Here is a 12,429-nt window from a genome sequence, read left to right as displayed (position 1 = left end):
ATATTCAGCTTAAAACATTAAATTGGAGGTTTATATTTATGAAAAAGCTAATTCTGCCCATTGTAATATTGCTTCTTATTGGAGCATCAATATATGCCGTTTACAGCTACAATAATGCTGCTAATAATGACCAGCAGACCAAGGAGGAGCCCTCCTCTAATGAGACAGCCAACGAGGAAGCTACTGGCGATGAAGAAGCAGCTCAGGAGGATACAAGTACAAACAGTGACACTAATAGTCCTCAAAATGATAAGGTACTGGCCTGGGATTTTACCTTTGAGAATCTTAAAGGTGAAGAAGTAACCCTCAGTGACTTTAGAGGAAAAAAGGTATTTTTAAACTTCTGGGCCAGCTGGTGCGGTCCCTGCAGGCTTGAAATGCCTGATATAGAAACGCTCCATAAGGAGCTTAACCCAGAAGAAGCAGTAATAATTGCAGTGAACATAGGAGAGGACAGAAGCACTGTCTCAAAATTCCTAAGAGACAATAGCTTTACCTTTCCTACAGCTTTAGATCCATTATCTACAGCTCCATCTAGGTATGAGCTTCAGGGAATACCAACCACCTTCATCATTGACGAAGAAGGCTATATAGATTCAAAGTATTCCGGCTATATGACTCTATCACAAATGAGAGAAGCCATGGGATTATAAAATAAAAGGTCGGTGTTGGGAGTGCATCCCTTCACCGACCTTTAAGCTCTATTAATTGAGACCTAAGCTCTTATCTATATTATCCTTATCAAAGCCTACTATTATTTCCCCTTCTATATCTATTACAGGAACGCCTCTCTGCCCTGATTTTTCAACCATCTCAACAGCAGCCTCTTGATCCTGTGCCACATCCTTCTCTACAAAATCAATGTCCTTAGACTTTAAATATGACTTAGCCTTAGTGCACCAGGGACAGGTAGGTGTTGAGTAAACTATAACATTTTTCATATCTATTACCTCCCATTTAATTTATAATGCTATTATAAGCCTTAATATTAAACTCCATTAAAAGGTTGTATTATAATTATGTGAATATTAAGGAGAAAAAAATAAAGCTCTATATTTATAGTTTCACTTAATATTCAGTTAACATACATAAAATATAATTATTTAAATATATAAATAATTTAACGTCTAATAAATGATTGGGAGAAATGGAAGATGTCAAAGTTTATTGGTATTGATTTAGGTACAACGAATTCCTGTGTAGCAGTGATGGAAGGCGGAAGCTCTGTTATTATACCTAACAGTGATGGCGGACGTACTACCCCTTCTGTGGTTGCCTTTACTAAGGATGGTGAAAGGCTTGTAGGTGCACCAGCAAAGCACCAGGCAGTACTGAACAGCCAGCGCACCGTAAGCTCTATAAAACGTGAGATGGGAACAGATTATAGGGTTAAAATTGATAAGAGAGCCTATACACCTCAAGAAATATCCGCCATGATTCTTCAGAAGCTTAAGGCTGATGCTGAAAGCTATTTAGGAGAGAAGGTTACTGATGCGGTTATTACCGTTCCTGCTTATTTTACTGATTCTCAGCGTCAGGCTACTAAGGATGCGGGGAAAATAGCTGGCTTAAATGTCCTTCGCATAATCAATGAGCCTACGGCTGCTGCTTTGGCTTATGGTATGGATAAAGAAACAGGCCAAAAGGTTATGGTTTATGACCTGGGCGGTGGTACCTTTGATGTATCCATACTTAATATTGAGGACGGGGTAATAGAAGTACTTTCTACCGCTGGTAATAACCGATTAGGTGGAGATGACTTTGACCAGTGCATCGTAGATTATCTTATAAAAGAATTCAAGAAAGAACATAGAATTGATCTAAAGAAAGAGCCCATGGCTCTACAGAGGGTGAAGGAAGCCGCTGAAAAAGCTAAGATAGAGCTATCCAGCAGTGTAAGCACTCAGGTCCTCCTACCCTTTTTAACCTCAAACTCCAGCGGTCCTAAAAACATGGATATAACCCTAACTAGGGCAAAGTTTAACGAGCTTACAGAGCACCTGGTAAAAGCCACCATGGAGCCAGTACACCAGGCTTTATCTGACTCAGGCCTCAGGAGCTCAGAGATCAATAAGGTTATTATGGTTGGTGGCTCCAGCAGAATTCCTGCGGTACAGGCTGCTATAAAGAGCTTTACAGGCCAGGAGCCCTTTAAGGGAATTAATCCTGATGAATGTGTTGCCATGGGTGCTGCCATACAAAGTGGTGTCCTCAGCGGAGAGGTAAAGGGCCTTATTCTGTTGGATGTAACTCCTCTTTCCTTAGGGATTGAAACTGTTGGAGGTGTTTTCTCAAGAATTATTGAAAGGAACAGCTCTATACCTATCAGAAAGAGTCAGGTCTTCACCACAGCAGCAAATTTCCAGACCTCCGTAGAAATACATGTGCTTCAGGGAGAAAGGGAAAATGCAAGACACAACAAAACCTTAGGGAAGTTTAAGCTTAACGGTATAAGACGTGCTATGCGAGGGATTCCTCAGATTGAGGTTACCTTCAACATTGACGCTAATGGTATAGTAACAGTTTCTGCCATGGACCTAGGTACTGGAAAGGAACAGAATATAACCATCAGCTCCTCCTCTAATTTAAGCCAGGAGGATATCGATAGAGCCATATGGGAAGCAAAGCAGTATGCAGAAGAGGATGCAAGACATAGATCAGAAGCCACCATCCGTGATGAAGCAGAGCAGCTAATTTACCAGGCTTCAACCCTAAAAAAACTTGATAAAAGCGATAAGAACAGGCTTCATGATGCGGTAAAAAGCCTTAAAAAGGAGCTAAAGGGCAAGGACAACTCCTCCATAAAAATAGCCTGTGATAATTTAAAATCAGTGATTTCTTCTATCAATCCTGATGGTCCGTATGCGGGAGATGGCTCCTATAGCGGTGGCAGCTCCTTTAATAGTGGAGATACTTATGAAGAAAGCAATGCTGCAGGCGGCGGTGATGATTATTATGACGCAGCCTATACCTCCTCTGAGGATGATAAGTAACTTTATAGGATACTATTTATATAAAAAATAATAGGGAAGCTACAGCTTCCCTATTATTTTTTTACATAAGTATTCTATTAGTACTATTTATTCGTATTTATTTTTTTCATACCACTTATCAGCTATCCTTACAGCAAAAAAACTCAGCACAAGGGTAAGCCCTAACACAATAGCAAAATTCATTCCAGTATCTAATGAAAAGAACTTCTTACCGGTCAATCCAAAATAGGAAGCAATGGAGTTTCCTACTATAAATGCAATCATAAATGCTACAAGCTCTAGCCTTCCTCTAATCTTTCTGTACTTTTCATACTTATCCATAATCCCCTCGATTATCACTCTATTACAGAATAATCTTTCTCACCTTACATAATAATACACTCTACTAAAAGTATATATTAGCCAAATATGGATGTAAATATAACTTTATTTATTTTATATCGGAAGTTAGTTTTTCAATCAACGATTTGTTTTATATCCTTCTTAATATTTCAATTATCTCACTGCTCACCTGACTTCTTTCCTCATGAACCCACTGCTGATCAAAAGGGAGGTTGAAGTTTTTAGAGAAGGAATAATAGAGACTGATCTGCTGATAATAAACCTCTAAGTCATAAAGATTCCTTATATGACAGTAAGGCTTGGTTAGCTCTCCTCTCTTTCCAATGAACAGCTCATCCACATAGCTTAAAAATTTGTCCATCAGTTCACTCTTAGATACATCAAAGGGTATCTTTAGAAGCTTCCACTGAATATCCTGCTTCAGCTTATAGCTCTTCAAAGCATCCAGTACTATCAAGTACTCGCTGACATCCATCTTCTTATAATAGTGAATGCTCTCCTCCTTTGTGCTCCATAGAGCCAGCTTCTCCCTTAAGGATAGCCCTTTTATATCCAGTATTGCCTCACTTGGTCCCAAAACAGCGCTGAAGATAAGTTCGTCCTTCATTAATATGTTTTCTCTGATGAAGGGGGTACTCCTTCCATAGCCTACTACATAGCCTTCCTCATAAATCCCCTTTCTCCCAGCCCTTCCTGCTATCTGCTTAACCTCCTGGGAGTTAAGATGTCTTATTTCACTGCCATCAAATTTTCTAATATCCATAAATACTATTCTTCTAATAGGAAGATTCACTCCCATTCCTATGGCGTCCGTTGTTACCAAAATGGTATTTTCTTTATTTATAAAGGCTCTATACTGCTCCCTTCGCACCTCTGGAGGTAAGTCTCCATATATCATAGAAGCCTTAATCCCCTGAGCAGAATAAAAGCCTGCGATCTCCAGTACCCTCTTCTTTGAAAAGGTAACTAAAGCATCTCCTGGCTGTATATCCCTATAGCTGAAGGAGGCATCTTCTATCATAAGAGGAATGTTCCTATGGTATTCACGGATTTCATATTCCTCTTCTAAATCCTCTAAGATGTCAATGAGTAGCTCCTTGGAATTTGAAGCACCACAGAGATGCACCTCTTTACTTCGAACTCCTAAAATAGCACGAGTCCAGGCAGCTCCCCTCTGCTCATCCTTTATCATCTGTACCTCATCTATTACTGCTACATCATAGCTATCCTTTAAATCCAGCTTTTCTATGGTGCAGGATAAATGTCCAGCACCCTCCAGGATTATTTCTTCCTCTCCTGTAGTGAGGCTGCACTTAACCCCTTCTCCATTGAGCTTTTCAAAATTCTCCAGAGCAAGAATTCTTAAAGGAGATAGATACACCCCTTTATCCGCCTTTTTTAAAGCCTCCAGGGCATTATAGGTTTTTCCTGTATTGGTCTCTCCAAGATGAAGATAAAACTTTCTTTTCATCCTCCTGGCTGCAGGATATTCCTCCTTCGGATTAGCTGGAAACACCCTTTTAAAATCACGGCTTACCAGTTCTGGTATATGACTAGAAATCAGAACACTTATGATCCCTGACCTCAGATAGCCTTCATAATTATTAAGTACTATTTCTTCAAATTTAAAATCTGTATTATTTTTTCTGTTGTAATCCTCTATAAGTCTTCGAGACACATACTCTAAAAGCTCTAGATACCTATTAAATACCTGGTTAAATTCCTTAAAATTAAAGCCCTTCATTTCCTTAAGTATCTTAACCTTTTTTCTGATAGAAGCTTCATGCTCCCATAAGCCTGATGACTTAGTATTTTTTACAATCTCATCTATCTGTGGTATTTGGTTTTTTAGTTTTCTAAAATTTCTTTCGTCGGCCTTCTTCATTCCATGCTCCTTAAACTGCTATAATTATTATTTTGTCTATTTATCATTCTTTGGGAAGTACTGATAATAATAGCAGAGCAGTCTGCCATTATAAAGCTTCCTGTTTTTATCTGACTTTTGGCCAAAATATTTTTCAAAGCCTTCATAAGAGGTAAGTACATAATAATACCAGGAATTTAACTCCTGGAAGGTCTTTCCCATGGTTTTATAAAGCTCCTCTACATAGCTTACTTCTCCTAATCTTTCACCATAAGGTGGATTAGTTATAATATAGCCATATTTCTTCTTACTAGAAAAATCTCTCACATCCAGCTTTTGAAAGGCTATATTATCGCTTACTCCCGCCTTCTCAGCATTGTCTCTGGCAGTGCGGAGTACTCTAGTATCTATGTCAGAGGCTAATATTCTAAAGCTTTTATTATTAATAAGATTCCTTGCACTGGACCTAACATCATCCCATAGATCCTGTGGTATAATCTCCCACTGCTCCGCTACAAAGCTCCTATTGATTCCAGGGGCAATATTTCTTCCTATGAGAGCTGCCTCTATGGCAATAGTTCCTGAACCACAAAGGGGGTCTGCTAATTGATGATCTGGATTCCATTTACTTAGGAGCACCAAGGCTGCTGCTAAGGTTTCCTTTAAGGGTGCCTCACCGGCATTTTCTCTATAGCCTCTTTTATGAAGTCCTGGACCACTTGTATCAAGAGTCAGGGTAGCCACATCCTTTAAAATTCCTATTTCGATCTTGTACTCAGCTCCTGTTTCAGGAAATAAATCCCTTCTGTACTTTCTTTTCATTGCATCAACCACAGCCTTTTTAACTATGGACTGGCAGTCAGGTACGCTGAAAAGCTTTGACTTAACAGACTTTCCAGTAACATGCATATAGCCTGTAATAGGAATAATATCTCCCCACTCTACAGCTAAGGTACCTTGATATAGTTCTTCAAAGGACTCAGCCTTAAATTCTGCCATTCTGATAAGTATCCTATCAGCAGTCCTAAGCCAGATATTGCAGGTTACAATATCCATCTCATCCCCTTCAAAGATTACTCTACCGTTTTCTATAGTCAAATCATCATATCCTAAATCCTTTAATTCCTGTGCTACCACCTTTTCAAGGCCGAAGGTAGCAGTTGCTATAATCGTAAAATCCATAATTTATCTCCTATTAATTTATTTTATCTCAGGTTTATTGGGTATATATATTAATATATATCAATTATATAAAAAATAATATCAATTTTAAATAATTCTTTATTTAACTTGACCTTTCACAGAAATAGGTACATACAAGAACTACAGCTCCACCAATTATCTGAGAAATATTCATTCCTTCCTTTAAGAATATAGCAGCAAAAATAACAGCTGAAATAGGATCAATAAAGCTTAAAATAGCTGCAGACTGAGCTCTTAAGCCTTTTAAGGCGGAGAAATATAAAAGGTAGCTTAATCCCGTATGGACTACTCCCACAGTAATAACAAGCCCCCATTGACTAAGGCCCATAGAAGTTATTATCTCCTGTATATAGGTTTTATTATTTATATATTCAATAGCCACAAAAGGTATGAGTACTAGGGCCGAAGTCACTAGCTGTACAAAGGTTTTATAAAAATCCGAAACCTTTTGGGTGAACTTATTAAATATCACCACTCCAGCATAAAGAGCTGCAGCTGAGATACCAAAGGCTATTCCTTTAATATTTTCCATAACCTCTCCTTTAGGAATCCCTCCAATATCTACTACAAGGACAAGCCCTACCATTGCACCAAGTATATAGAGAAGCTTTCTCTTATCTATCCTCTCCTTAAAAACAATTGGCGCTAAAAGAAATATGAAGAAGGGTGCAAAATAGTAGGCCATGGTCGCCTTACCAATAGTTGTGTATTTGTAAGCCTCAAAAAGTAATACCCAGTTAAAACCCAAAAATATTCCCGATGCCAATAATGGGAGGTTTATTCTATCGTCAGCCTGTTTATCTTTCTTCCTGGTAAACAACAATACTCCACCTATAGAAAGTGATGCTATAACAGCTCGCAGAAAAGCAATCTCTAGAGAAGTAAGATTGATATTTTTTACGAATACTCCAATACTACCAAAGATGAGCATTGCAGCGATTATTTTTATTCTGCTCATATGTATCCCCCGCTTAAATAAACTGATATTTCTTAATATTATATCAGATAATTTTTAGCTATTGGATAACCTATATATAATAAAAACAATATTTTAAAGCCTTAATTCTCTGAAATTGTTTACTGATAGTTTAAAAGTCTTCTTATTAGTACTGTGATATAATTAGATTAATTTTATGGATATTATATTAACTTAGTTGTAACTAGGAGGTTTTTATGAAGATTGGTTTAATTGGCTTAGGTGGAATTGCTCAAAAGGCATATCTGCCTGTGTTCGCCTCTAGAGAGAACACAGAATTAGTACTCTGTACCAGAAACCAGAGTACTCTAGAAAGCATGGCTGCTAAATATAGAGTTAAAGAATACACCAGATCTATTGACGAGCTCATAGGCAGTGGTATTGAAGCTGCCTTCGTTCATACTGCCACGGAGGCTCACAAGGAAATTGCTGAGAAGCTCTTAAATAATGGAGTGCATGTATACGTGGATAAGCCTCTTTCCTATTCTCTATATGAGGCACAGTCACTGGCTGAGCTTTCAAAAAGGGTTAATAAGACTCTAATGGTTGGCTTTAATAGAAGGTTTGCTCCCATGTTCAGAAGTCTTAAATACGAAAATGCTGCTGATGTTATAGTGATGGAAAAGAACAGAACCTATGAGCCAGGGGAAGCCCGTAATTTTATCTTTGATGATTTTATACATGTAGTGGATACTCTTCGCTTTCTCATGGGAGATAACCACAATGATATGAGGGTAAATGGACTGATCAAAGAAGACAAGCTCCATAATGTTGTGTTGACCCTGTCCAATAATCAAACTACAGCCATAGGTATCATGAACAGGGATGCGGGCATTACAGAAGAAACAGTGGAATACATGACTGCTGGTAAGAAGCTTAGAGTAGAAAATCTTACTCATACTAAGGTATACTCCGATGATAAAGAAAGCCATAAACACTTTAAGGATTGGGATCCTGTTCTTTATAGAAGAGGCTTCTATCAAGTAGTAGATGAATTTATAACCAGTATAGAAGAAGGACGAGAACCCTCTATTTCTATTGAGGATTCCTTAATCACTCACGAAATCTGTGAAGAGATGGTAAGAAAGCTTTTATAAAATAAAGGTACTTAGGGAAGCCTAAGTACCTTTGTTTTATTCTATCTACCTATCTCCTTCCAGTTCTCTAAAACCTCCTCAAGTGCGGCCAGGCTTCCTCCCACTTCTTCTGCATATATGTAGCCCTTTACTCTTGCTAATTCTCTGGCAATTTCATCCAGTCTGTCTCTCTCCTCACTTATCTGTAGCCACTGGGATTTTTTATTAAATATCCTATCTACCTTTTCAGACTTTTTGTGAGCCTCTTGCCAATTTTCCTCTTTTATAGTGTCCATAAGCTCTTTAACATTTCTTGAAAAGTCCTGAGCTTCCCCGCCCATGATTTTAATAACCTTACCACTCTGCATGATGCCTATAAAAACAATTATAAAGGCCGATATAATTATCAAAAGCGTCGATTTCTTCATAGCAGCCTCCTTTCCTATAAATGATTATATGTTTATAATTTAGTAATCCTGCTTATATAATCCTCATACTTATCTATATAAATTTTACCTTCAGGAGATTTTGCAGCATAAAATACCTCCCTAACACTTTTTATTCCATGCTTATTAAGCTCCTTAAAAAGGCTCTCATAAGTCATGTTCAACTGCTTTAATCCCGTCTCCAATATCATACCATCATAGATTAAGGTACCTCTTAAGCCCTCTCCTTTTACCTGGATATTCATATCCTTTCTAGTAACAGGCTTTTCTTCAGACTTTTTCATCACAGAAAGCTGACCATTAGGCTCTATAACTGCAAACTCCACCTCTTCGATATTGAATATGTCCTTATTTCTAAGAATAGCATTGAGATCACTTATCCTGTAATTCACCCTCTTTAGAGCCTTCTCCAGGATTTTCCCATTTGCTATCACTACAACGGGCTCACCATCTATAAGATTACCCACGGCTCTATTGGACATAGCAATCCTTTCAAGACATATGCCTAAAATAACCCAGGTAATCAGCCCTATCCAATGAGGCCAGGCTCTACTGGTGAGGTCTGTAGTAAGGGAGGCTGCTATAGACCCTAGTGTTATTCCTAAAATATAGTCAAAAAAGTTCAGCTGGCTGATCTGCTGCTTTCCAAGAATTCTAGCAAAGATAAGCAAGCTAAAAAATGATACAATTCCTCTTACTGCTACCACTAGCCCTTCATTCATAAGCACACCTCGATGGTTAAGTTTTTTAAATAAATAATGCATACATTAACAAAATATAGTATGCTAAAAATAGTAATTATTATACATTTTCTCAGTCTAAGGGGTTGCTTAAGAATCCCTATAACTGAGATTCTAATAAGCATATACTGTTATCTAGATAGAATATAAAAGGGTAAAAGGAAGGGTTTGAATTGTATAATTATTTGACCGAGGAAGCAATAAAGATATTACAGGACGAAATACAGCATCGAAAGTCCGTAGTAAGAAAAAAAATCAACGAGGATCTTAAGGAAGCAAGAGCTCACGGGGACTTAAGCGAAAACTTCGAATACAAAGCCGCTAAGCGTGACAGAGCACAAAATGAATCTAGAATAAGGTATCTAGACCGAATGATAAGAACTTCAAAGCTCATTAAGGATGAGACCACCTCTGATGAAGTAGGACTAGGCAAGAAGGTTTTAGTGAAGTTCCTGTCTGATGGTGAGGTTGAAGAGTTCAAGCTGGTCACTACCATTGAAACAGACCCATTAAATAATCTAATAAGCATTGAATCTCCCTTAGGAAAAGGAATATACAGAAGAAAAGAGGGGGAAGAGGTTATGATTACCTCACCAGAAGGAGAATATGCGGTGAGAATTGAGAAAATTATGGTCTAAAATGTATAAAAAAGGATTGACCTCAATATGCGGTCAATCCTTTATTTATCTATTTAGCTAAAAGATGATACTCAGGCTCTAAGCTAACACCCTTCAGTTCCCAGGCTCGACCATCCTTCATTGGAGGCCAATTTTCTATATATATTTCTGCAGCCTTATAAAGAGGCTTTATCATCAGTGTTAGCTTATCAGGATAGCCAAAGCGTTTCAGGCTTACTTCCCAGCCATCACCATCATAAAAATTATCTGCAGCGATTTCTCCATTAATATATAAATTAGCTATTTCACCTTCATAGTCTAGCTTTAAAAATATGTCCTGAAGCTCAGGATTTTTCTCCTCTGGAAGTGATAGCTCAATATCATAGGTCTTCCAATCCTTCTTAGCATCAACTTCCTTAAAGTCACCTTTTATAGAAGGCTTCTCAAAGGATCTTCTATAAACCTGGAAGTCTCCTTCATTATGTGCGAAATCAAAGCCTTCTAAGCCACCCTTAAGCTCAGGATAAACCTTCACCTCAAGATCATCTCTACCTATAAATTCTATGCCATTATTCCTCTGAAGCACCGTTCCATTAGCTATAAATATATATTCTTTATCCAGCTTCAGCTTCCAGGAATTTTTAGCTTCCTCTCTAGTAAGAGTTATAAGCTTAATATCCTCCAGGTTCCCCTCTACTTTGTATTCTGGGGACTTATCGGTATAAAACACCATAGCTCTTCCTTCATTGCCAGCTATGTTTAGCTTGCATAAAGGAGTAGCAAGAGCTGTCTTAATCAAGGCCTTGTCTCCTACTGGCATGTTGAAGGGATAGAAGAAATACTCTCCGTTTCTTACAGAAAACTCAGGAAAGACAACCCTTTCATCCCCCAGCTTTATCTCAGGGATTACATCATAATGATCAGCCATTCTCCTTCTTCTCTGATAATTGTTAATAAAAAGATATCCTTTCTTTCCATCATGTCTAAAGGAATATCTTAAGTCCTCAAAGTTTGTTGGAAACAGCGGATTATCTTTAGGAATATCTGCTGGCATGGAGCATAGCTCTTCGCCAAAATCCTTTATAAAGGTGGTAAGGAGCTTTATTTCCTTGTAGGTATCAGAAACTTGCCCATATTCTCTTATTGAGGCTCTAAAATCATAGGAATACTTAGGCAGGTCATTTAGATAACCAGTTTTTCTCGATTCCTCAAGAGTAGTTAATTTACCCTTTGGATTAGTACCACCGTGGTACATATAATAGCCTAAGAGATTAACTCCACTACCCAGCTTAACTAGAGACATAGCACCTATGTCCTTACCGGTAGCTATTGGTCTTCTATGCCTGGTTATCTGAAGTCCTCCCCCTAGCTCTGCCGTTAGATAAGGGAACTTATCCAGGTCAAAGGTGATACCAGTACCAAAGCCATGGTCGCTTCCAATGTTATGGTCATTTCTTTCATGAGTGAAGATAAAATTGCCACTTGGCTCTATCTCCGTAACCCTTTGATCCCAAGGTGCATCTGGGTAGCCTCCCATTACCGGAAGCAGTCCCCCTGTAACGGCACCTCCCCAGCCAGTAGCTGTATATAAATGAACATCAAAGCCTACAGCCTTAGCTATTTCTGTAAGCCTTCTCATGTGAGCTTCTCCCTCTTCTCCAGAAAGTCCACCACAATGACCATATTCATTTTCTATCTGTACTCCCATTATAGGACCTCCATCCTTTAATAGAAGCCCTTCTACCTCTTCATAGATCTTACGGTAATACTTCTCTACCTCCTTAAAATATCTTTCATCATTAGTTCTTGGCTCAAAATCTTTTTTTAGAAGCCAGTCCGGCAGTCCACCGTTTCTTACCTCTCCATGACACCAGGGTCCTATTCTCAGCATCATATATAGGTCAGCAGCCTTTAACTTTTCTACGAAGGCCCTTAAATCCTTGTTATTTTCAAAGTCATATTCACCTTCAATTTCTTCATGATGAATCCATATAACATAGGCTGATACTATATCCACTCCGCCGGCTTTTATTTTGTAGAGAGAGGTTTCCCACTCTTCCTTTGGAAATCTAGAATAATGCATCTCACCCATTATAGGGAAATATGGTCTGTTATCTCTTGTAATATATTTATTGTTATAAGCAAAGCTTGTCAAAACAATCTCCTCCTTTG

12 protein-coding genes are annotated in these 12,429 nt (G+C 38.2%); 4 read left to right on the top strand and 8 right to left on the bottom strand.

The genetic code is table 11. The features are described 5' to 3' along the window. Positions 1-38: 38 nt before the first annotated feature. Positions 39-653: a TlpA family protein disulfide reductase gene (locus ACPWSR_RS13690; RefSeq protein WP_426348794.1), complete on the top strand. Its 615-nt coding sequence runs from the start codon at positions 39-41 to the stop codon at positions 651-653. 51 nt (positions 654-704) lie between these two features. Here the strand turns inward: ACPWSR_RS13690 and ACPWSR_RS13685 are convergent, their stop codons facing one another. Continuing rightward, a complete protein-coding gene (locus ACPWSR_RS13685; RefSeq protein ID WP_426348793.1) occupies positions 705-941 on the bottom strand; it encodes a glutaredoxin family protein in 237 nt (78 codons plus the stop codon). 213 nt (positions 942-1,154) lie between these two features. Here ACPWSR_RS13685 and dnaK point away from each other — a divergent pair, with 213 nt between their 5' ends. Beyond that, positions 1,155-2,993 (top strand): molecular chaperone DnaK, encoded by a 1,839-nt coding sequence (dnaK, locus tag ACPWSR_RS13680; protein ID WP_426348792.1) that lies wholly within the window; start codon positions 1,155-1,157, stop codon positions 2,991-2,993. Between the two features lie 87 nt (positions 2,994-3,080). Here dnaK and ACPWSR_RS13675 read toward each other — a convergent pair whose 3' ends face one another. The 4 genes from ACPWSR_RS13675 to ACPWSR_RS13660 all read right to left on the bottom strand — a co-directional run bounded on the left by ACPWSR_RS13675 (position 3,081) and on the right by ACPWSR_RS13660 (position 7,360). Continuing rightward, positions 3,081-3,314 (bottom strand): hypothetical protein, encoded by a 234-nt coding sequence (locus ACPWSR_RS13675; protein WP_426348791.1) that lies wholly within the window; start codon positions 3,312-3,314, stop codon positions 3,081-3,083. Positions 3,315-3,465: 151 nt separating this feature from the next. Continuing rightward, the gene (locus tag ACPWSR_RS13670) at positions 3,466-5,220 is read right to left on the bottom strand and encodes a helicase-related protein (protein ID WP_426348790.1); all 1,755 of its coding nucleotides are present in this window, start codon (positions 5,218-5,220) and stop codon (positions 3,466-3,468) included. 36 nt (positions 5,221-5,256) lie between these two features. After that, positions 5,257-6,381 carry a THUMP domain-containing class I SAM-dependent RNA methyltransferase gene (locus ACPWSR_RS13665; protein ID WP_426348789.1) on the bottom strand — a complete coding sequence of 375 codons (1,125 nt, stop codon included), beginning with the start codon at positions 6,379-6,381 and terminating at the stop codon, positions 5,257-5,259. 103 nt (positions 6,382-6,484) lie between these two features. Beyond that, a complete protein-coding gene (locus tag ACPWSR_RS13660) occupies positions 6,485-7,360 on the bottom strand; it encodes a DMT family transporter (RefSeq protein ID WP_426348788.1) in 876 nt (291 codons plus the stop codon). A 215-nt stretch (positions 7,361-7,575) separates the two neighbouring features. On the opposite strand from ACPWSR_RS13660, the gene ACPWSR_RS13655 reads away from it, so the two are divergent. Continuing rightward, positions 7,576-8,475, top strand: coding sequence for a Gfo/Idh/MocA family protein (locus ACPWSR_RS13655; RefSeq protein WP_426348787.1), 900 nt, complete (start codon positions 7,576-7,578; stop codon positions 8,473-8,475). Between the two features lie 41 nt (positions 8,476-8,516). Here the strand turns inward: ACPWSR_RS13655 and ACPWSR_RS13650 are convergent, their stop codons facing one another. Then, complete coding sequence (locus ACPWSR_RS13650; RefSeq protein ID WP_426348786.1) at positions 8,517-8,882, bottom strand: DUF4363 family protein; 366 nt, start codon at positions 8,880-8,882, stop codon at positions 8,517-8,519. Positions 8,883-8,914: 32 nt separating this feature from the next. Beyond that, positions 8,915-9,622 carry a YetF domain-containing protein gene (locus tag ACPWSR_RS13645; RefSeq protein ID WP_426348785.1) on the bottom strand — a complete coding sequence of 236 codons (708 nt, stop codon included), beginning with the start codon at positions 9,620-9,622 and terminating at the stop codon, positions 8,915-8,917. 191 nt (positions 9,623-9,813) lie between these two features. On the opposite strand from ACPWSR_RS13645, the gene greA reads away from it, so the two are divergent. After that, the gene (gene greA / locus ACPWSR_RS13640; RefSeq protein ID WP_426348784.1) at positions 9,814-10,278 is read left to right on the top strand and encodes a transcription elongation factor GreA; all 465 of its coding nucleotides are present in this window, start codon (positions 9,814-9,816) and stop codon (positions 10,276-10,278) included. A gap of 49 nt (positions 10,279-10,327) precedes the next feature. Here the strand turns inward: greA and ACPWSR_RS13635 are convergent, their stop codons facing one another. Next, positions 10,328-12,412: a beta-galactosidase gene (locus tag ACPWSR_RS13635; protein WP_426348783.1), complete on the bottom strand. Its 2,085-nt coding sequence runs from the start codon at positions 12,410-12,412 to the stop codon at positions 10,328-10,330. Between the last annotated feature and the right edge of the window lie 17 nt (positions 12,413-12,429).

Origin of the sequence: Alloiococcus sp. CFN-8 (assembly GCF_049943125.1) — a bacterium.
Taxonomy (GTDB): Bacteria; Bacillota; Clostridia; order Clostridiales; family Clostridiaceae; genus JAEXZL01.
Note: the sequence above shows the minus strand (reverse complement) of the source record. Positions and strands in the feature narration are given on the sequence as shown.